Source organism: Dactylosporangium fulvum (assembly GCF_025137375.1).
In the GTDB taxonomy this organism is placed as follows: domain Bacteria; phylum Actinomycetota; class Actinomycetes; order Mycobacteriales; family Micromonosporaceae; genus Dactylosporangium; species Dactylosporangium fulvum.
Genome location: NZ_CP073720.1, coordinates 3,973,387 through 3,993,614, shown reverse-complemented (window position 1 = coordinate 3,993,614; position 20,228 = coordinate 3,973,387). Strand labels below are relative to the sequence as shown.

Sequence of the window (20,228 nt, the reverse complement as noted above, 5' to 3'; positions counted from 1 at the left end):
GGCTGATCCCGCGGACAGCGGCCAACGCTCATGTCGGTGTGCGGAGGCAGGCGGCGCCTCCGCGGGACCTGGAGGTCCGCGGTCAGCAGCTCGACGCGAAGCCGATCAGGGCCACCGAGTTGCAGGAGACGTTGATCGGCACCTGCACCGTGGTCGAGGACTGGTTGCCGTTGAAGAAGCCGGCGTTGTACCCCGTCGTCCAGTTGCCGTTGCTGTTGTACGCGTAGGCACCGCCGCTGCCGCTGCCGCTGCCGCCGTTGGCGTTGGCGTTGGCGTTGGCGTTGTTCCCGTGCTTCTTGTGCTTCTTCTTGGTGTTCGAGTCGGCGTTGCCGCTGCCGCTGCCGCTGCCGTTGCCGCCGTTGCCGGAGTAGGCGTACGCCCCGCCGTTGCAGTTGGCGCTGGCGAAGCCGAGGATCGCCAGGGAGTTGCCGCAGATGTTCACCGGCGCCTGGACCGTGGTCGAGGACTGGTTGCCGTTGAAGAAACCGACGTTGGGACCGCTGTCCCAGTCCGCGTGCGCCGCGGTACCGGTGAGCGCGAGGCCACCCATGGCCAGCGCGGCGACCTGCACCGACCGGATGAGCCAGCGTTTCATGATGACAACCTTTCGACGAGTGATCGACGGGGAACGTCCGTCGCGACCTCCACCTAACCCGAAATGCGAGCTTGGGACGGATATTTCGCGAAATTTCGTCACTCAATGCACTCGTGCGGTGACATGACGTAGTCGATCGGCGTGTCGAAGCACAGACAGCGCGGCGGGCGGGGCCACCAGCGCCGGCCGCCACGCTTTCCGTGCGTGCCGTCACCATGTCCCGCGCGGCATCCGAGCGCCAGGCCGACAAGGCATGCTGACCGGTCACTTCCGCCGGACGCGGCGCCTCAGGAGGTACCACAGCAGCAGCACCAGGACGAGGACGGCCGCCACGACGATCGCCGCGACCCGGTAGCGGCCGACGACGGCGTGGACGCGCTCGATGTTCCCGCCGACCTCGGCGCCCACGGTGACCCACACGGCGGTCCACACCACACCACCGATGGCGTCGCGGACGGCGTACTGCGGCCAGGGCATCGCGACGGTGCCGGCGATGATGCCGTTGGTCTGGCGCAGCCCGTCGATGAACCGGGCGATCAGCACGACGTTGCGGCCCCGCCGGGCGATCACTTCCTCGGCACGCGCGAACCGCGACTCGGTCAGGCCGATCCGGCGGCCCCAGCGCAGGATCGCGGGACGACCGGCCCGTCGCCCGACGAGATAGCCCAGGTTGTCACCCGCCACCGCGGCCAGGAACGTCACGACGGCGACCGCCGGGAGGTTGAGCGAGCCGTGCGCGGCAAGTCCCCCGGCCACGACGATGGCCGTGACGGCCGGGGTGGGGATGCCGACGCCCTCCAGCAGGACAATGAGCGCGAGCGCCGGGTAGCCGTACCGGTGCAACCACTCCACGGATCACCGATCCTGCCATGGGTACGCTGGTATGACGATGACCAATTGGTATGAGTCGCACATCGACCGGCAGATCCGCGAGGCGCAGGAGCGGGGCCAGTTCGACAACCTGCCCGGCACCGGCAAGCCGCTGCCCGACCACGGCGAGCTCTACGACGAGGACTGGTGGATCAAGGACCTCGCCCGGCGGGAGGAGCTCTCCGGCGGCATCCCGCCGACGTTGCGGCTGCGGCGCGAGGTGGAGGACTTCCCGGAGACGGTCCGCAAGCTCCGGACCGAGGAGCGCGTCCGCGCGGCGGTGCGCGACCTCAACGAGCGCATCGAGCGCGCGAAGCGCGGCCTCGTCGAGGGCCCGCCGACGATCCTGCCGCCCCTGGACGTCGAGGCGGTCCTGCGCGACTGGCGGGCCTGAACGGCTCCGCGCCGGCCCCGCACCACCGCTTCCATTGACAGAAGGCTGTGCCGGCACTTACCTTACTCCGCAACTGTTAGTCAGTCTGACTATTAGTCGGAGGGCGCGATGGTGCTCGGAGGCTCCTCCAAGCTGCTCAAGGCGCTCAACGAAGCCGCCGCCCTGGGCCACCTGCTCGACCGCGGGCAGCTGACCCGCGCCGAGCTCCGCGAGCTGACCGGGTTGTCCAAGCCCACCGTCTCCGAGGCGATCCGGCGCCTCACCGAGGCGGGCCTCGTCGTCACGGCCGGGCACGAGACCGGGCGGCCCGGGCCGAACGCCGAGGTCCACGCCGTCAACCCGGACGCCGCCTACGCCGTGGCGATGTCGGCGCGCGACTGCGCCGGCAGCGGCGCCCCGGCGCTCACCGCGGCACTGCACGACCTGCGCGGCGAGCGGCGGGCCCGCCTCGCCGTGCCGGTCGACTTCCGACGGACCGACCCGGTCACCGCGGTCGACGAGACCATCGACGCGCTGTGCGCCGCGGCGGGCGTGGCCAGGACGCCGGTCGCGCACGTCCACCTCGCGGTCGCCGGCGCGTTCGACCCTCGGGACCGGGTCATCCACCACGTCGACGTGCCCGGCTGGAACCGGCCCGGGCTGGTCGACGAGATCGAGGCCGCTGTCGGCACGCCGGTCGGGGTCGACAACGACGTCAATCTCGCCGCGCTCGCCGAACGGGAGCACGGCGCGGCCCGGGGCGCGGACGCCTTCGCGCTGCTGTGGCTCGGCGACGGCGGCCTCGGCCTGGCCATCGACCTCGGTGGCGGGAAGCTCCTGCGCGGCGCCCGCGGCGGGGCGGGCGAGATCGGCTACATGCCGATAGCCACGGGCGACTTCCACGACCTCGTCGGGCCCGAGGCCGTGGCGGGCCTCGCGGCCGAGCACGGTGCGGGCAGCGCGGCCTTCTTCAAGGAACTGGCCGGCCGGATCGCGCTCGGCCTGGCCGCCGTGGTGGCGGTCCTCGACCCGCCCCTCGTGGTGATCGGGGGCGAGATCGGGCGGACGCACGGCGATCCGCTCGTCGAGGCCGTCACCAAGGCGATGGCACACACCGCGCCGCTGGAGACGGCGATCGCGGCAAGCACCGTCGACGACGACGCGCCCCTGCTGGGCGCGGCCGGCGCGGCGGTCTCCGCGGTGCGCGAGACCCTCCTCGCCGCACTGCGCCAACCCAGTCCTTAGGAGGATGCTTTGCGTCGTCTCACCATCCTCGCCGCCGCGACGCTCGTCCTGGCGGCCTGCACCCCGGGGACCAAGGAGAAGCCGATCGCCGACCCCGGCGCGGACGTCTCCGGCACCGTCGAGTTCTGGCACTTCTTCACCGACCGCGAGGCCGAGGCGATCGACGCCGTCGTCGCGGACTTCCAGGCCGCCCACCCGAAGATCAAGGTCGTGGTGAAGTCCGGCCAGGACGACTCCAAGATGACCCAGGCGATCGGCGGTGGCCAAGGGCCCGACGTCGGGCTGTCCTACTCCACCGACATCGTCGGCCAGTTCTGCGCCAGTGGGGCGTGGCTCGACCTCAGCCGGTACATCGCCCGGGACAAGGTGTCGATGGACGCTTTCCCGCAGACCGTCAAGCAGTACACGGAGTACAAGGGCAAGCGGTGCTCGATGCCGGTGCTCGCCGACGCGTACGGCCTGTACTACAACAAGAAGCTCTTCGCCGAGGCCGGCATCGCCGGACCGCCGAAGACCCTGGAGGAGTTCGCCGAGGACGCGAAGAAGCTGACCAAGCGCGGCCCGGACGGCAGCATCCAGACGGCCGGATTCCTGCCGCTGTTCGGCTTCTACGAGAACACGCCGTCGCACCTCGGCCCGATGGTCGGCGCGCAGTGGCTCAAGGGCGACGGCTCGTCGGCGATCGGCACCGACCCGGGCTGGCCGCAGCTGCTGAAGTGGCAGAAGGAGCTCGTCGACTGGTTCGGCTACGACAAGCTCGAGACGTTCCGCGCGTCGCTCGGCGACGAGTACTCCGACGCCAACGCCTTCCAGAAGGGTCAGATCGCGATGGCGATCGACGGCGAGTACCGCATCGCGTTCGCCAAGGACCAGGCGCCGGACCTGCAGTTCGGGGTCGCCCCGATGCCGGCGTCCACCGCGGACCGCTACGGCGCCGGATACGTCACGGGCAACGTCATCGGCATTTCCCGTTCCGCCAAGAATCCCGAGGCGGCGTGGGAGCTCATCAGGTATCTCACCACCGACACCAAGGCGATCGTCAAGTTGTCCAACAGCTTGAAGAACATCCCGTCCACGAAGGACGCGCTCGCCTCGCCGGACCTGAAGACGGACGCCGAGTTCAAGACGTTCGTCGACATCTTCAACCACCCGAAGACCACCACGACGCCGCCGTCCTCGGCCGGGCCGGCCTACCAGGAGACGTTCCAGACGTTCTGCGACACGTGGCAGAGCGGTGGCTCGACCGACCTGAACGCCGGGCTCACGGGCGTCGACAAGCAGGTCGACTCGCTGCTGCGGCTGGGCGGCTAGGGGTGCACCACAAGGCGAGACACGTGCTGACCGTCGCCTCGTTCATGGCGCCGGCGACGGTCGGCATCGTGGTGTTCTTCCTGTACCCGCTGGGCTCCGCGGTCTACTTCTCCTTCACGAGGTTCGACCTCCTCTCGACGCCGGAGTGGGTCGGGCTGCGCAACTACCGGCACATGTTCGACGACGCGTTCCTCGGCCTGGCGGCGAAGAACACGCTGTGGTTCGTCGCGATCCTCGTGCCGGTGCGGATGCTCGGCGGGCTCGGCAGCGCGATGCTGCTCACCACCGTACGCAAGGGCAGCGGCATCTACCGCACGATCTTCTACCTGCCCGCGCTCGCCCCGCCGGTGGCCGCGACACTCGCGTTCGTCTACCTGCTCAAGCCCGGCGTCGGCCCGGTGAACACGTTTCTGGCCGACGTCGGCGTCCGCACGCCGCCGCTGTGGTTCAACTCGCCGGACTGGTCGAAGCCGTCGCTGGTCCTGCTGGGACTGTGGGGCGTCGGGGACCTGATGGTGCTGTACCTCGCGGCGCTCCTCGACGTGCCGGCGGCGCAGCGCGAGGCGGCCTCACTCGACGGCGCCAACGCGTGGCAGCGGTTCCGCCACGTGACGCTGCCGCACATCTCGCCCGTCGTCGTGTTCACCGCCGTCGTCGGGGTCATCACGACGCTGCAGTACTTCACCCAGGCGGCCGTCGCCGCGTCGGCGGCCAGCGGGCAGGCCACCACCGGGGCCGGCATCTCGACGACGTTCGGTTACCCGGAGGGGTCGACCTTCACGTACCCGCTCTGGCTCTACGTCGTCGGGTTCCGCTACGGCGCCCTCGGCTACGCCAACGCGCTGGCCGTCGTGCTGTTCGTGGTGGCGTTCGCGGTGTCGCTGCTCCTGCTGCGCCGGACCGTCAACCCGGAGCGTGCCTCGTGAAACTCGTTTGGATCGCCCGGCACAGCATCGCCATCGCGTTGTGCGTCATGTTCGTGGCGCCGGTCGGGTTCCTGCTGCTGACCTCGTTCATGAGCGACTCGGAAGCGCTCACCGCGTCCTACTGGCCGTCGTCGTGGCACCCTTCGAACTACGCGGAGATCTTCGCCCGCACGCCGATGCCGCGGTACCTGCTCAACACCGTCCTGTACGCGGTTGCGGCGACGCTGTTCATGCTGCTGTCGAGCGTGCCGGCCGCCTATGCCCTGGCCAAGCTGCGCTGGCGCGGACAGGGTGCGGTGCTCGTCGTCATCGTCTGCATGATGATGATCCCGCCGCAGGTCACGACGATCCCGCTGTACCTCATGTGGGCGAACGCGGGCCTCACCGGCACCCTGTGGCCGCTGGTGCTGCCGATGCTGTTCGGCGACGCGTTCTCCATCTTCCTGCTCCGCCAGTTCCTGCTGACCATCCCCGGCGAGTACCTCGACGCGGCCCGGGTCGACGGCTGCGGCGAGTGGCGCGCCCTGCTGCGGGTCGTGCTGCCGATGGCCCGCCCCGGGATCGCCGCCGCGGCGCTGTTCCAGTTCTTCTACGCCTGGAACGACTACTACGGTCCCCTGCTGTACACCAGCGAGAACGAACACAACTGGACACTCTCGCTGGGCCTCGCGTCGTTCCGGACCGTGCATCATGTGCAATGGAACCTCGTCAGCGCGGTGACCATCCTGACCACGGCGCCGGTCGTGGCGCTGTTTTTCTTCGCTCAACGCGCCTTCGTGCAGGGCGTGACACTCACAGGAGTCAAGGGTTGAAAATCGCGGTCGTCGGTGGCGGGTCCACCTACACCCCGGAACTGATCGACGGGTTCGCGCGGCTGGCGCCGTTCGCCTCGGAGATCGTGCTGCTCGATCCCGCGGCGGATCGCCTCGCGGTCGTCGGCGCGTTCGCGCGGCGCGTGCTCGAACACCACGGCAGCGCGGCGCGCCTGCGCTGGACGGCCGACGTGGACGACGCGCTGCGCGGGGCGTCCACCGTCGTCATCCAGCTGCGCGTCGGCGGGCAGGCGGCCCGGATCAGCGACGAGACGTTCCCGCTCGTGTGCGACTGCGTCGGGCAGGAGACGACCGGCGCGGGCGGCCTGGCGAAGGCGCTGCGGACGGTGCCGGTCGTGCTCGACATCGCCCGGCGGGCCGACCCGGGCGCGTGGATCGTCAACTTCACCAACCCGGTCGGCATCGTCACCCGCGCGCTGCTCGACGACGGGCATCGCGCCGCGGGGCTGTGCAACGTCGCGATCGGCTTCCAGCGCAGGTTCGCCGCGCAACTGGGGGTCGACCCGTCGGCGGTGGTCCTCGACCACGTCGGGCTCAACCATCTCACCTGGGAGCGAGCGGCCTACGTCGACGGCGTCGACCGGCTGCCGGCGCTGCTCACCTCGCACCTGGACGAGCTCGCCGACCTGGTGCAGATCCCGCGGGGCGTGCTGTCGTCGTTGCGCAACGTCCCGTCGTACTACCTGCGCTACTTCTACTGCCACGACACCGTCGTCCGCGAGGAGAAGGGGCAGCCGACCCGCGGCGAGAAGGTGGCCGGGATCGAGCACGAGCTCCTGAGGATGTACGCCGACCCGGCGCTCACCACCAAGCCCGACCTGCTCGGCCAGCGCGGCGGCGCGTTCTACTCCGAGGCCGCGGTCGGCCTGATCGCCTCGCTGCACCAGGACGACGGCGGCATCCACGCGGTCAACGTGCGCAACCGCGGCTTCCTGCCGTTCCTGTCCGACGACGCGGTCATCGAGGTCACCTGCCGGGTCGGCGCCGCGGGCGCCACGGCTCTGCCCGCGCCCCCGCTGCGGCCGGAGCTCGCGGGACTGGTCGGCGCCGTCTCCGCGTACGAGGAGCTCGCCGTCGAGGCCGCGCTGCACGGCGGCCGGGACCGCGTCTACCGGGCGCTGCTCGCGCACCCGCTCGTCGGCCAGCACGACGCCGCGGACACGCTGACCGACGAGCTGCTCACCGCCAACCGCGACCACCTCGGGTGGCTGTCGTGACGGCCACACGGTCACGCGTCGAAGGCGTCGACCGGCACGGGACGGGGCGGCTGTACGCCGCCGCCGACGGGGGCAACTCGAAGACCGACGTCGTCCTCGGCGACTCCGACGGGCGGATCCTGGCCCGGATCACCGGCCCGACGACCTCGCCGCACGTGATCGGCCTGCCGGGCACCCTTTCGCTGCTCGCCGACCTGGTGGCCCAGGCACGGGCCGCCGCCGCGCTGCCCGGGGCGGTGCCGCTGGCGCAGCTGTCGGTGTACGTTGCCGGCGCCGACCTGCCGATCGAGGTCGAGCGGCTCAACGAAGGCGTGGCCGGGCTCGGGCTGGCGGAGCGGGTCACCGTCGACAACGACCTGTTCGCGCTCCTGCGGGCCGGCACGGCCGACCCGGACGCGGTCGGTGTGGTCTGCGGCGCGGGGATCAACGCGGCCGGGCGGCGCGCCGACGGCCGGACGTCCCGGTTCCCGGCCCTGGGTCCGGTCTCGGGCGACTGGGGCGGCGGGCAGCACCTGGCCGCCATGGCGCTGTACCACGCCGTGCGCGGCGAGGACGGCCGCGGCCCGGCGACGGCGCTCACCGACGCCGTGCGGCTCCACTTCGGGCTGTCCACCGTGGAGGACGTCAGCGTCGCGCTGCACCTGGGCGACCTGCCCGCCGAGCGGCTGGACGAGCTGTCCGAGATATTGTTCGCCGTGGCCGCCGCCGGCGACGCGGTCGCCACGCGCGTGGTGCGCCGGCTCGCCGACGAGATCGAGGCCCTGGTCCGGGTCGCCGCGGCGCGGCTCGACCTGCTCGACCGCCCGTATACGGTGGTGCTCGGCGGCGGTGTCCTCACCGCCCGCCACCCGCAGCTGCACGACGACGTCCTGGCCCGGATCGCCGCGCTGTCTCCGCGGGCGACGGTCACGGTGCTGGCCTCACCGCCGGTCGCGGGCGCCGCACTGCTCGCGCTCGACGCGCTGCACGGCGGCCCCTGCCCGCCGCCGGTCGAGGAGATGGTCCGCGGTCACAACACGATCGGCCGGTAGCTCTGCGGTTCGCAATGTGCGGACAAGAGTGGCGAAGCGGGCACCACGACTCCAAGATCGACGCAGACTGAGGGTGTGAGGCCGCTCTCAGAACTGGCCGATCGGTCAGCTTCTGACCGATCGGTCAGTCATCATGGCCGGCGGAGGTGTTCCCCATGGCCCGCAGCAACACGCGCGACGAGATCCTGGCCGTGGCCGCGCGCCAGTTCGCGGCCGCCGGGTTCAAGGGCACCTCGCTGCACGACATCGCGGTCGAGGTCGGCTGCTCGAAGGCGGCCCTGCTGTATCACTTCGACAGCAAGGAAGCGATCCTCACCGAGATGTGTGCGCCGGCCATCGCCGAGCTGGCCGAGCTCGACGCGCACCTCGCCGCCCTGGACCCCGCCGCCGCGCGGGCCGCGGCGACCGAGGGATTCGTCGATCTCGTGATGCGGTACCGCAAGGAGATCCAGGTCATCTACGGCGACCTGCCGGCGCTGCTCGAGCAGCCGGCCTTTCAGCACGTACAACTCATGACACAACGCCTGCAGGACTGCCTCTCCGGGGCGTCCGGCGCCACCGCCGCGCAGGTCGCGGCCAAGATCGTGCTGGCCGGGGTCGCGGCCACCGCGTTCGCCTGCACCGACTACCCCGACGAAGACCTGCGACCGGCCCTGATCGAGGCGGCCGGCCGGGTTCTCGGACCTCTCGAATAACACCGACAAGGACGCGAACATGGCTACAGTGCTCTACCGGCTCGGCCGGGCCTCGTTCCGGCACCGCTGGCTCGTGCTCATCGTGTGGATCGTCATGCTGGGCGGGCTCGGCGGCGCGGCGGCCGCGTTCATCGGCCCGACGTCGAGCAACTTCACCATGCCCGGCACCGAGTCGCAGCGGGCGATCGACGCACTGAAGCAGCAGTTCCCGGAGGCGAGCGGGTCGACCGGCACGATCGTCGTCGCCGCGCCGGAGGGCCAGAAGCTGGAGGCGTCCAAGGCCGTGGTGGACGGCCTCGTCCTGGAGGCGTCGAAGATCCCGGGTGTGGTCGGTGCGCTGCCGCCGTTCGAGACCGGGGCCGTGTCCCAGGACGGGCGGTATGCGCTGATCCAGGTGCAGTTCGTCGAGCGTACGGACAAGGTGACGGATGAGCAGCGCAGCGCGTACGAGCGCACCGGCGCCGCGGCGAAGCAGGCCGGGCTACGGGTCGAGCACGGCGGCGAGGTGATGAACAGCGAGCCCGAGGTGGGCGGCCGGGAGGGCATCGGTGTCGCCATCGCGCTGATCGTGCTGCTCGTGACGTTCGGCTCGCTGGTCGCGGCCGGCATGACGATGCTCAACGCGCTGCTCGGCGTCGGCGCCGGCATGGCCGGCCTCTACGCGCTGTCCAGCACCGTCGAGCTCACCAGCACCGCGCCGGTCCTCGCGCTGATGCTCGGCCTCGCGGTCGGCATCGACTACTCGCTCTTCATCACCTCGCGGTACCGCCAGCACCTCCTGGAGGACCTCCACCCCGAGGAGGCGGCCGGTCGCGCCGTCGGCACCGCCGGCTCCGCGGTCGTCTTCGCCGGCGCCACGGTGGTCATCGCGCTCGCCGGCCTGGCGGTCGTGAACATCCCGTTCCTGACCGTCATGGGCCTCGCCGCCGCGGGAACCGTCGCGGTGGCGGTACTGGTGGCGATCACCCTCCAGCCGGCCCTGCTCGCATTCGCCGGGCGCCGCATCCTGTCCCGCCGGCAGCGCAGGCTCATCGCCGGTGACGTCGCCCACCACACGCGCAACTTCGGGTTCCGGTGGGCGCGCGGCGTGATCCGGTTCCGGATCCCGGTGATCCTCGTCGGTGTCCTGGGCCTCGCCGCCCTGGCGATCCCCGCCGCCGACATGCGCATCGCCCTGCCGGGCGCCAGCGCCGGGCCGGTCGACAGCCCCGCCCGCAAGGCCGCGGACCTCATCGAGCAGGGCTTCGGCCCGGGCTTCAACGGCCGCCTCGCACTCGTCGTGTCGACCGACTCGCCCGAGACGACCCAGGCCAAGGCGCAGGAGGTCATGGCCGCGCTGCAGGGCACCGACAACCTGCTGGCGGTCACCCCGCCGAACTTCAGCCGCGACGGCAAGACCGGCCTGCTCGCCATCATCCCCAAGACCGGCCCGACCGACGCCGCGACCGAGGACCTGGTCCACGACGTCCGCACGAAGGTCAAGGCCGTCCAGGGCGCCGACGTCGCGCTGACCGGCCAGACCGCCGTCGGGATCGACGTGTCGGAGAAACTGTCCGATGCGATGCCGGTGTACCTCCTGCTGGTCGTCGGGCTGTCGGTGCTGCTGCTGATGCTCGTGTTCCGGTCGATCCTCGTACCGCTGAAGGCCGCGGCCGGGTTCCTGCTGACGGTCGGCGCGACGTTCGGCATCACGGTGCTGGTCTTCCAGGAGGGTCACCTGGCGTCGCTGATCGGGCTGGACACGCCCGGTCCGCTGGTGAGCTTCCTGCCGATCCTGCTCATCGGCATCCTGTTCGGCCTGGCGATGGACTACGAGGTGTTCCTCGTGTCGCGGATGCGGGAGGATTACGTTCACGGGGCGCCGCCGCAGGAGGCCACGATCAGCGGCATGGGCCACGGCGCGCGGGTGGTGACGGCGGCCGCGATCATCATGGCGTCGGTCTTCGCCGGCTTCGTCCTGGTCGAGGACCCGGTGATCAAGTCGATGGGCTTCGCCCTCGCGATCGGCGTGGCGATCGACGCCTTCCTGGTGCGGATGACGATCGTGCCGGCGGTGGTGTCCTTGCTGGGCCGCTCCGCGTGGTGGCTGCCGAGGTGGCTCAACACGATCCTGCCGGACGTCGACATCGAGGGCGAGAAGCTCCGCCACCACCTCGAGGCGCAACCCGAGCCGGAGCCGGTGCGCGTCTAACCTTTCCAAGCCGGCCGGCCCTTTCCGGGGTCGGCCGGCTTTCCGTTGTCCGCGCCCCGGGAAAGTGTCATACGTCGGGTCTAGGTTGGGCGTGTGGAGGGGACGGGGATCGACTGGGATGCGCGGTTCGCGGCGAACATGGCAGCGTTGCGCGCCCGCCGCGCGGCCCGTCAGGCGATGCGGGCCGAGTTCGCCGAAGCCCGCCGCCACGGCCTCCACGCCCGCCACGCGGCAAAGCTGGCCCGTCTGGACACCCTGTCCCGTGAGCGCGACGTCCTGGCCGCGAGCGCCGCTCGGCAACCCGGCGCCCAGCGCCGCAACAACTCCGAGATCGCCGGCACAGACGGCGGCCTCGTCCGCGCTGTTGCGGTGGTGCGCGACACAAAGACGGACGGCGCCACGCCTTCGGCCCTGAGCAATCGGGCACCGGCAGGGGTCTCGCCGCAAGACGGCACAGACCACCACACGGGTGCGGCCACACCCGACCCCGAACCCACAACCGCCTCCCCCGCAAACGGCACAGACCACCGCACAGGGGCGGCCACACCCAACCCCGAACCCACAACCACCTCCCCCAAAGACGGCACAGACCACCACACGGGTGCGGCTGTGAGTGGCGTGGAATCGGCGACGGATTCCTCAGGCGGTGGCGCAGGCCGCGATGGGCCGACGCACGAGTCGACGGCGGCCGGCGGGCGCGCTGCCCGAGGTTCGCTGATCCGCCGTCGCGCGCCGTTGCCCGATCGCCCCGGCGGCTCGGACGTCATACCCGGCCGGCCGGCGTGGCCGGCGCGCGTGCGCCGAAGACACATACCCCGGCGGTGCGTCCGCCCATCGTCACCCCGGCAGTCAGTGTCGGGAAGTATCGAGCCCGGCTGAGCCGTTGCGGGCCTGGCAGCTGGGCGATCGCAGTGCGCTGCCTTGCCGTGTGGGTGGACGGATCGGTCGAACCTCATGACGAGGTCGGCGAACTGGTCGGGGATGAAGCGCCACACCGGCACGGCCTCCGCGCCACGTCATGCGGCGAAGCGCGGCCGTGGCCGGTCGGACGCAGACCAAGAAGTCGCTGCGCCCGCGTGGCGTCAGCAGACCGCCACGCGGGCGGGGCGCGGCCAGGCCGGTGATCAGGCCGGCGATGCTCGGGCTGCTGCACGATCCCGAAGGCCCTTGTGTCGCCTGGGATACCACGAGCCTTCGGGATACAGCACGGAGTCCGCACCCAGCACGATTGACCTTGGTCGGTTTCCGTTGCTCAGGCCACCGATCGCCACCAAGGTCAACTCCCGGTGGACGATCCCGTTGGCGGGCGGGGCGGCGCCCAGGAACGCCGAAGCCGCACCCGAGGACCCAAGATCGATGGAGGACTCTGGTCGACCGGGCGGCCAGAACCCTCCCTCGATCTGCACGACGCTCGGCGGAACCGCAGTCCAGAGCGGCAGTCGCAGCACCTGAACCGTCACCGTCACGTTGTCCGGATCTCCTCCAGTTCCGTGCTCGACCGCAGGAAGATCAGGCCGATCGCGACGATCGCCACCACCGCGGCCAGGGCGATCCCGCCGTTGAGCGCCAGCTCCGTCCAGGGGACCGGGATGGTCAGGCGCACCTCGGGCTGGTATTCCACCGACCACACCGTCGGGTCCGTGGTCGGGGTGTTGTTGCACTGCTCCTCGGTGACCAGGCAGGTTTCCCGATCGCCGCCGCCGGCTCTGGCCTCGGACGCGATGGTGTGCATCAAGCCGGCACCGACCGCCAGCGCCACGGCGATCGCCGGGACGGCCGGGATCACCGCCTGCCACAGGATCGACCGGGCCAGCACCGCCCTCGGCACGCCGGTCGCGACCAGCGAAGCATAAGCGCGGCGGCGGGTCAGGATGCTGTCGACCAGCGCCACGAGCATGCCGCACGCCGTCAGCGCGATGCCGACCAGGACCGCGGCGTCGAGGAGGTCGAGTGTGCGCATGTAGAAGGGGTCGACGGTCACCTCCATGGACGGGTCGACCATCCGCTGGTACCGCGCACTGACGAGATTCTCCGTCGCGAACCACGACCTCACCCATGCCACGCCGGCGCCGAACAGCACGCAGACGAGCAGGACGGCAAGGGTGCGGGAGCCGTTCCACGGGTCGGCCATCAGCCGGCGGGCGGCGAGCAGCGTCGCCGGGCGGCGGGCGAAGCGGTGCAGGAGGCGGCCGGTCGTGTACGAAACCCAGCCGGTGCCGAGCACGATGCCGAGGGCGGACAGGACGGCGCCCGCGTACACGAAGTACCCGTAGGTGTCGACGAGCCAGGTGATCTTGAGCTTCTCGGTGTACCGGCCGAGCGGGCCCATCGCGGCGAACAAGCCGATGCCCGCGGCGAGGACGAGCCCGGCCCAGATGGCGGGCGGCCGTTCGCGGCGGGCCCGGCGGACCACACCGAGCGGGCTGACGAACACGCGGCGCATGACGAGGGCGGCGGCGAGCGCCGCGACGAACGGGATCGCGGCGACGCCGGCGACCGTCTGCCAGACCGGCGGGAACACGTCCGTGGGCAGCGCCAGCTTGCCGAGGGCGTCGGGCCGGTCCAGCAGCCGGTGGCCCACGAGGTACACCGCGAGGCCGAGCACGGCGCCGATCAGCGCGGCGACGCCGGTCTCCGCCGCGGCCACCGCCACCGCCTGGCGCGGGGTGGCCCCGGCGAGGCGGATCGCCGCGAGCCGCCGGTCGCGGGCGGGGGCTCCGAGACGGACGCACTGGCCGGCGAGCGCGAAGACCGGCAAGGTCAGCAGGACGAGCGTGATGATCACGCCGGGGCGCAGGCCCGGTTCGCGGAGGAGGGCGTTGCTGTACTGCTGGGCCAACATGTCGGAGTGGCCGGATGCCAGCGGCCCGATCGCGAGGACGTTGAAGGCGGCCAGCACCGACAGTCCGGCCAGGGCGGAGCTGAGGACGGTCAGCAGCACGCGCACGGTGTCGACGCGGGTGCCGGCCAGGCCGAGGCGGAGCAGGGTCAGCGGGCTCACCGGCCGTGCCTTCCGGTGGGCACGGCGATGCCGAGGCCGCTGTCGTCGAGCACGCCGTCGCGCAGGACGACCTCCCGGTCCGCGTAGCCGGCGACGCGCGCCTCGTGCGTGACCAGCACGACGGTGGTGCGGTGCTCGTGGGCGACCCGGACGAGCTGGCCGAGGACCTGCTCGCCGGCGAGCGTGTCGAGCGCGCCGGTCGGCTCGTCGGCGAACACGATCCGCGGCTCGGTGACGAGCGCGCGGGCCATCGCGACCCGCTGCTGCTGGCCGCCGGACATCTGCCCGGGGCGCTGCTCGGCGACGTCGGCGACGCCGACCCGGTCGAGCCAGGCCAGCGCCGCCATGCGCGCTGCTCGCCGCCCCGTGCCGGCGAGCAGCAGCGGGAGCGCGACGTTCTCCGCCGCGGTCAGCTCGGCCACGAGTTGGCCGAACTGGAACAGGACGCCGAACTCGGTGCGCCGCAGCCGTGAGCGGGCCGCCTCGGACATGAGGTCGACACGCTGGTCGCGGTACGTCACCTCACCCGCGTCGGGCCGGATGATGCCGGCGAGGCAGTGCAGCAGCGTGGACTTGCCGCAGCCGCTCGGGCCGGTGACGGCGAGGATCTCGCCCTCGGCGACGTCGACCGTGACGCCGCGGACGGCGGGGGTCGGCCCGTACGACCGGACCACCCCTCGTGCGGAAAGAATCATGACGGTTCCCCCGGTGGCTGCTGGGCGACGCGCTCGATCGTGGCGGCGAGCCAGGTGAGATCGGCGTCGAGGTGGGCGATGGCGTAGTCGGCGGCGATGACGTCGCCGACGGTGGCGCCGGGTTCGGCCTTGGTACGGGTGAGCTCGCGCAACCGCGCGACATGCGCCTTGCGCTGCGCGGCGAGGTAGGCCAGCGCCTGCTCCGGCCCGGCGGCCAGCAGCGCGACGACGACCTTGGCGAGCAGGGCACTCGCGACGTGCGGCGCCGGCTCCTCGACGGCCCCCAGCCACTCGGTGAGCCGGACGTATCCGTCGTTGGTCAGCGTGTACGCGGTGCGGTCGGGGCCGCCGTCGCGGTCCTGGGACGACTGGGTGACGAGGCCGTCACGCTCCAGGCGGCCCAGCGTCGCGTACACCTGGCCGAACCCCAGCGGCTTGGCGCGCGGCAGGGTGCGGTCGTAGGCGTGTTTCAGGTCGTATCCGTGCCGGGGACCGGCCGTGAGCAGGCCGAGCAGCACGAACGGTGCGGACACGACGACCACTATTCATCGAATGAATAGTGGCTGTCAAGCAGCATCCCTATGGACAGAAACAGTTAACAAACCTAATAATGGCGACCACCGTCCATGGAGGTCCGTCCATGAAACGCATCGCCATCGCCGTCGGCGCCGCAGCCATGCTGGTCGCCGGCGTTCTCGTAACCACCAACGCCTATGCGGCGAACCTGCTGACCAACCCCGGCTTCGAGAGCGGCAACCTGAGCGGCTGGTCGTGCACCGGCAGCGGCTCGGGCGCGGTCAGCAGCCCCGTCCACTCCGGGTCGTACGCACTCAACGGCAACGCGACCGCCTCCGACACCGCGCAGTGCACGCAGACCGTCTCCGTCCAGCCCAGCACCGCGTACACGCTCACCGGCTGGGTCCGCGGCAGCAACGTCTACCTCGGCGTCACCGGCGGCGCATCCACCTGGACCACGTCGTCCACCTACACCAAGCTCACCGTGCCGTTCACGACCGCCGCCGGCCAGACCTCGATCCAGGTCTACCTCCACGGCTGGTACGGCACCGGCGCGTACAACGCCGACGACATCTCCCTCGACGGCCCCGGCGGCCAGCCCACACAGTCGCCCTCGAGGACAACGAGCCCGAGCGCCAGCGCGAGCCCCAGCCGGAGCCCCAGCAGCAGCCCGAGCACGAGTCCCAGCACCAGCCCGAGCACCAGCCAGCCGCCGGTCACCGGGCTGCCCAAGCACGCGCTGATCGGCTACCTGCACGCGAGCTTCGCCAACGGCTCCGGCTACGTGCGCATGGCCGACGTGCCGGCCGCGTGGGACATCATCAACCTCTCGTTCGGCGAGCCGACGTCGGTGACCTCCGGCGACATCCGCTTCAACCGGTGCCCGGCCAGCGAATGCCCCAGTGTCGAGTCCGATGCCGACTTCACCGCCGCGATCAGGGCCAAGCAGGCACAGGGCAAGAAGGTGCTGATCTCGATCGGCGGCCAGAACGGCCAGGTGCAGCTCACCACCACCGCGGCCCGCGACAAGTTCGTCAGCTCGGTGGCGGCGATCATCGACCGGTACGGCCTGGACGGCCTCGACATCGACTTCGAGGGCCACTCGCTCTACCTCAACCCGGGCGACAGCGACTTCCGCAACCCGACGACACCGGTGATCGTCAACCTGATCGCCGCGCTGAAGACGCTGAAGGCCCGCTACGGCACGAAGTTCGTGCTCACGATGGCGCCGGAGACGTTCTTCGTGCAGCTGGGCTACCAGTTCTACGGCGGCACGTCGGCGGGCGACAACCGCGCCGGCTCCTACCTGCCGGTCATCCACGCGCTGCGGGACTCGCTCACCGTCCTGCACGTCCAGGACTACAACTCCGGGCCGATCTGGGGCCTCGACAACCAGTACCACACCATGGGCGGCGCCGACTTCCACATCGCGATGACCGACATGCTCAAGGCCGGCTTCCCGGTCGCGAACATCGGGCAGACGTTCCCGGGCCTGCGGGCGGACCAGATCGCGTTCGGCGTCCCGGCCGCGGTCAGCGCCGGCAACGGCCACGTCGCGCCGGCGGTCGTCCAGGCGGCGGTCAACTGCCTGGTGAAGGGCACCGGCTGCGGCTCGTACACGCTGCGCGGCGGCACCTCGCCCGCGTTCCGGGGGCTCATGACCTGGTCGATCAACTGGGACCGGTACTACAACTGGGAGTTCATGAACGCCCAGCGGCCGTTCCTCAACAGCTTGCCGTAGTTTCGTACGGTGTGAGCGCACTCGACATCGTCAGCACCTGGCCCGTGAACACCGCAGCGGTAGCGGTCGTGGACGCGAAAGGCGTCCGCGACCGCACCGGGCCGGACGTGGCGTTGCCGTGGGCGTCGGTCACCAAACTGCTGACCGCGTTGACGGTCCTGGTGGCCGTCGACCGCGGCGACGTCACGCTGGACGAGCCGGCGGGCCCCGAGGGGGCCACCGTCCGGCACCTGCTGGCACACACCTCGGGGGTCGCCTTCGACGACGACTCGCGGATGGCGGCCCCCGGGCGCAAGCGGGTGTACTCCAACCGCGGCTTCGAGCTGCTCGCCGACTTCGTGCTGACCCGCACCGGGGGCACGTTCGCCGAACTGATGACCGAGTCGGTGCTGCGGCCGCTCGGCATGGGCGGCACCCGGCTGGCGGGCTCCCCCGCGGCCGGCGCGATCGGCCCGGTCTCCGACCTCGCGCTGCTCGGCCAGGAACTGCTCGACCCCACCCTCGCGCCGGACCTGATGGCGGAGGCGACGACGGTACAGTTCCCGGGCGTCTCCGGCGTGCTGCCCGGCTTCGGCCGTCAGGACCCGAACGACTGGGGCCTCGGCTTCGAGATCCGCGACGGCAAGCAGCCCCACTGGACCGGCTCGCGCAACTCCCCGGCGACCTTCGGCCACTTCGGCCGCACCGGCACGTTCCTGTGGGTCGACCCGCGGGCGCGGCTCGCCGTCGGCTGCCTGACCGACCGCGACTTCGGCGACTGGGCCGCGGAGGTCTGGCCGGCCCTGTCCGACGCGGTGCTCGCGGAGCACCGCCCCGAGGCCCCCTGAGCGGCGGGGTGCCCGCGCCGTTGCGGACACCCCGTCGTTCTCCCCAGGTCTACGACCAGCTGCTCGTCGACCAGTCGTCGGCCGACCAGTAGTGACCGGACCAATAGTGACCCGACCAGTAGTGGCCGGTCCAGTAGCGCTCGGCCCACTGCGGGTCGCTCCACGAGCCGGTGCCGGTCCACGGGCTGCCCGCCCACGTGGCCGCGGCCCAGGTCCGCGAGGTGTACGGCGGCACCCAGCGCTGGTTGTCCTGGCCGAGGCAGTCCCAGATCTGCAGCTGCACGCCGTTGGTGGGGTTCCAGCCGGTCACGTCGAGGCACTTGCCGGCCGCGACGTTCACCAGCTGCCGGGCGCTGTCGACCCGCCACCGCTGGGTCTGTAGGCCGCCGATGCAGTCCCACAGGTGCACCTTGGTGCCGTTGGCGGTGCCGCCGTTGACCAGGTCCATGCACTTGCCGAGCGCCCGGGCGGTGCCGTCGGCGTTGAGCGCCCAGTACTGCGCCGGGGTGTTGTTGCAGTCGTAGAGCTGGATCGGCGTGCCGTTGTTGTCGAGCCGGTTCATGACGTCGACACACTTGCCCGCGTATCCGGAGACCTGGCCGGTACCGCCGGTGCCTCCCGCGCCGGTCCAGGTGTCCCCGGCCATGCGGTAGCCCATCCACGTGCCGCCGACCCAGCTCGTGCCCTGCTTCGCCAGGCTCGCCCAGGCCGCGGCGTTGAACGGGCCGAAGATGCTGCGCTCGCCGCTGAGCTCGACCCCGTTGACGCTCAGGTGGTTGCCGCCGCGGGTGGTCTCCAGCGAGCCGGTGCCGGTGCTCCTGGCGAACGCCTGGGTGAACGACGGCGTCGCCATCCCCACCGAGGCGCTCACGTTGAGCTCCCGCATGCCCTGGCGCCCGGCGGTGCCGGTCGTCAGCGCCGTCGCGCCGCCGACCAGGAGCTTCTTCACCTGGTCCGGCGTGAGCGAGGGGCGCTGCTGCAGCAGGAGCGCGGCCGCCGAGGCGACCACGGCAGCGGCCTGCGAGGTGCCGCTGCCCTTGAACAGCGTGGTGCCGACGCGGGCGTTCGGGTACTGCTCGTCGACGCGGGAGCCCGGGTCGCGCAGCGACACGATCGAGGTGCCGGGCGCGAGCAGGTCGACCTTGCGGCTCGCGGTGGAGTTGTTGGTGTACGTCGCCAGGTCGTCGTCGCTGGTGGTGATCGTGTTGTTCGTCGTGGAGGCGCCGACGGCGACGACAAACGGGTCCATCGCCGGGTTCGTCAGCAGCGTCGTGCCGCTGCCGTCGTTGCCGGCGGCGACGACGACCACGATCCCGGCCTGCCACGCCTGCTCGACCGCGTGCATCAGCGGGTCGACCGTCGAGGCCGACATGCCGCTGGTGCCGTACGAGAGGTTCAGCACCCGGATCGGGTTCGCCGGGTCGTGGTTGCGGTTCTGTACGACCCAGTCGATCGCGGCGATCATCTGCGACACGTCGTTGGCGCCGGTCGCGGTGCCCACCTTCACCGAGGTGACCTTCGCCTTCGGTGCGAGTCCGACGGTCCCCGTCGAGGACTCGTTGGCGACGATGATGCCGGCCATGTGCGTGCCGTGGCCGAACGTGTCGAGGTACCGCAGCTGGCCGGACTGCGACTCGAACGACAGGTCCGGCCCGTTGACCAGCTGGCCGGCGGGCAGCCCGGCGACCGGCGCGACCCCGGTGTCGACGAGCGCGATGCCCACTCCCTGGCCGGTCAGCGACCCGGCCGTGCCGGTGTCGGCCTTGATGATCGACCGTACGGTCTTGAGCGTCGTGCCCGCACCCGCCGGCCACTCGTCGGCGGACCAGCCGCCGCCCGGCCGGGTGCTTCCGCCGGTGGCCGCGCCGCCGGCGGGGCTCGTCACGGCGGCCGCGGGGCCGCCGGCACCGACCAGCCCCAGCGTCACCGCCGCTGCCACCGCGCCCGTGCGCAGCCGCCGGCCGGCTCTCGGTTGTGTCATGCCATCTCCCCATCCATGGAGCACGGATGCACTCACTCCGCGCATCCGAGACACCACGATGCGGTGCCATACACCGAAAGTCACGAGGCCATGACAACTTCGCGCCGATCACCCGACAGGATTTCCTCAGCCCCGTCGGGCGACCGGCCGGCGGGGTCACCGATCGCCCGACATGGGACT

At 71.4% G+C, this 20,228-nt stretch carries 17 protein-coding genes; 11 read left to right on the top strand and 6 right to left on the bottom strand.

The genetic code is table 11. The features are described from left to right. Window positions 1–82: 82 nt before the first annotated feature. The gene (locus tag Dfulv_RS18885; protein ID WP_259865287.1) at window positions 83–595 is read right to left on the bottom strand and encodes a chaplin family protein; all 513 of its coding nucleotides are present in this window, start codon (window positions 593–595) and stop codon (window positions 83–85) included. 264 nt (window positions 596–859) lie between these two features. Further along, on the bottom strand, window positions 860–1,447 hold the full coding sequence (locus Dfulv_RS18880) for a DedA family protein (protein ID WP_259865286.1): 588 nt from the start codon (window positions 1,445–1,447) through the stop codon (window positions 860–862). 37 nt (window positions 1,448–1,484) lie between these two features. Between Dfulv_RS18880 and Dfulv_RS18875 the strand changes: the two genes are divergently transcribed. The 9 genes from Dfulv_RS18875 to Dfulv_RS18835 all read left to right on the top strand — a co-directional run bounded on the left by Dfulv_RS18875 (window position 1,485) and on the right by Dfulv_RS18835 (window position 11,287). Further along, on the top strand, window positions 1,485–1,859 hold the full coding sequence (locus Dfulv_RS18875; protein ID WP_259865285.1) for a DnaJ family domain-containing protein: 375 nt from the start codon (window positions 1,485–1,487) through the stop codon (window positions 1,857–1,859). A gap of 108 nt (window positions 1,860–1,967) precedes the next feature. Then, window positions 1,968–3,083, top strand: coding sequence for an ROK family transcriptional regulator (locus Dfulv_RS18870; RefSeq protein ID WP_259865282.1), 1,116 nt, complete (start codon window positions 1,968–1,970; stop codon window positions 3,081–3,083). A 9-nt stretch (window positions 3,084–3,092) separates the two neighbouring features. Continuing rightward, window positions 3,093–4,394: an ABC transporter substrate-binding protein gene (locus Dfulv_RS18865; protein ID WP_259865281.1), complete on the top strand. Its 1,302-nt coding sequence runs from the start codon at window positions 3,093–3,095 to the stop codon at window positions 4,392–4,394. A gap of 23 nt (window positions 4,395–4,417) precedes the next feature. Then, window positions 4,418–5,320 carry a carbohydrate ABC transporter permease gene (locus tag Dfulv_RS18860; protein ID WP_259865279.1) on the top strand — a complete coding sequence of 301 codons (903 nt, stop codon included), beginning with the start codon at window positions 4,418–4,420 and terminating at the stop codon, window positions 5,318–5,320. Then, window positions 5,317–6,132 carry a carbohydrate ABC transporter permease gene (locus Dfulv_RS18855; protein WP_259865278.1) on the top strand — a complete coding sequence of 272 codons (816 nt, stop codon included), beginning with the start codon at window positions 5,317–5,319 and terminating at the stop codon, window positions 6,130–6,132. The genes Dfulv_RS18860 and Dfulv_RS18855 overlap by 4 nt, the downstream gene beginning before the upstream one ends. Beyond that, the gene (locus tag Dfulv_RS18850; RefSeq protein ID WP_259865277.1) at window positions 6,129–7,370 is read left to right on the top strand and encodes a 6-phospho-beta-glucosidase; all 1,242 of its coding nucleotides are present in this window, start codon (window positions 6,129–6,131) and stop codon (window positions 7,368–7,370) included. Before Dfulv_RS18855 ends, Dfulv_RS18850 begins: the two co-directional genes overlap by 4 nt. After that, window positions 7,367–8,401, top strand: a complete 1,035-nt coding sequence (locus Dfulv_RS18845) for an N-acetylglucosamine kinase (RefSeq protein ID WP_259865276.1) — start codon at window positions 7,367–7,369, stop codon at window positions 8,399–8,401. Before Dfulv_RS18850 ends, Dfulv_RS18845 begins: the two co-directional genes overlap by 4 nt. 155 nt (window positions 8,402–8,556) lie before the next feature. Beyond that, window positions 8,557–9,096, top strand: a complete 540-nt coding sequence (locus tag Dfulv_RS18840) for a TetR/AcrR family transcriptional regulator (RefSeq protein WP_259865275.1) — start codon at window positions 8,557–8,559, stop codon at window positions 9,094–9,096. Between the two features lie 19 nt (window positions 9,097–9,115). Further along, window positions 9,116–11,287 (top strand): MMPL family transporter, encoded by a 2,172-nt coding sequence (locus Dfulv_RS18835; RefSeq protein WP_259865274.1) that lies wholly within the window; start codon window positions 9,116–9,118, stop codon window positions 11,285–11,287. A 1,462-nt stretch (window positions 11,288–12,749) separates the two neighbouring features. Here the strand turns inward: Dfulv_RS18835 and Dfulv_RS18830 are convergent. Genes Dfulv_RS18830 through Dfulv_RS18820 form a run of 3 tightly spaced genes read right to left on the bottom strand, consistent with a single transcriptional unit; the run spans window position 12,750 to window position 15,516 of the window. After that, entirely contained in the window at window positions 12,750–14,288 is a 1,539-nt protein-coding gene (locus tag Dfulv_RS18830) for an FtsX-like permease family protein (RefSeq protein ID WP_259865273.1), read from the bottom strand. After that, window positions 14,285–14,983 (bottom strand): ABC transporter ATP-binding protein, encoded by a 699-nt coding sequence (locus tag Dfulv_RS18825; protein ID WP_259865272.1) that lies wholly within the window; start codon window positions 14,981–14,983, stop codon window positions 14,285–14,287. Before Dfulv_RS18825 ends, Dfulv_RS18830 begins: the two co-directional genes overlap by 4 nt. Next, window positions 14,980–15,516 carry a PadR family transcriptional regulator gene (locus tag Dfulv_RS18820; protein ID WP_259865271.1) on the bottom strand — a complete coding sequence of 179 codons (537 nt, stop codon included), beginning with the start codon at window positions 15,514–15,516 and terminating at the stop codon, window positions 14,980–14,982. Before Dfulv_RS18820 ends, Dfulv_RS18825 begins: the two co-directional genes overlap by 4 nt. A 107-nt stretch (window positions 15,517–15,623) precedes the next feature. Between Dfulv_RS18820 and Dfulv_RS18815 the strand changes: the two genes are divergently transcribed. Beyond that, window positions 15,624–17,240 (top strand): chitinase, encoded by a 1,617-nt coding sequence (locus Dfulv_RS18815; RefSeq protein WP_259865270.1) that lies wholly within the window; start codon window positions 15,624–15,626, stop codon window positions 17,238–17,240. Between the two features lie 11 nt (window positions 17,241–17,251). Then, the gene (locus tag Dfulv_RS18810) at window positions 17,252–18,067 is read left to right on the top strand and encodes a serine hydrolase domain-containing protein (RefSeq protein ID WP_259865269.1); all 816 of its coding nucleotides are present in this window, start codon (window positions 17,252–17,254) and stop codon (window positions 18,065–18,067) included. A 49-nt stretch (window positions 18,068–18,116) separates the two neighbouring features. On the opposite strand, the gene Dfulv_RS18805 is transcribed toward Dfulv_RS18810, so the two are convergent. Then, a complete protein-coding gene (locus Dfulv_RS18805; RefSeq protein WP_259865268.1) occupies window positions 18,117–20,048 on the bottom strand; it encodes a S8 family serine peptidase in 1,932 nt (643 codons plus the stop codon). Window positions 20,049–20,228: the final 180 nt, after the last annotated feature.

Coding starts and splice junctions, on each gene's coding strand:
- Dfulv_RS18885 (WP_259865287.1), bottom strand. CDS start 595: ATGAAACGCTGGCTCATCCGGTCGGTGCAGGTCGCCGCGCTGGCCATG.
- Dfulv_RS18875 (WP_259865285.1), top strand. CDS start 1,485: ATGACCAATTGGTATGAGTCGCACATCGACCGGCAGATCCGCGAGGCG.
- Dfulv_RS18870 (WP_259865282.1), top strand. CDS start 1,968: ATGGTGCTCGGAGGCTCCTCCAAGCTGCTCAAGGCGCTCAACGAAGCC.
- Dfulv_RS18840 (WP_259865275.1), top strand. CDS start 8,557: ATGGCCCGCAGCAACACGCGCGACGAGATCCTGGCCGTGGCCGCGCGC.
- Dfulv_RS18835 (WP_259865274.1), top strand. CDS start 9,116: ATGGCTACAGTGCTCTACCGGCTCGGCCGGGCCTCGTTCCGGCACCGC.
- Dfulv_RS18825 (WP_259865272.1), bottom strand. CDS start 14,983: ATGATTCTTTCCGCACGAGGGGTGGTCCGGTCGTACGGGCCGACCCCC.
- Dfulv_RS18815 (WP_259865270.1), top strand. CDS start 15,624: ATGAAACGCATCGCCATCGCCGTCGGCGCCGCAGCCATGCTGGTCGCC.
- Dfulv_RS18805 (WP_259865268.1), bottom strand. CDS start 20,048: ATGACACAACCGAGAGCCGGCCGGCGGCTGCGCACGGGCGCGGTGGCA.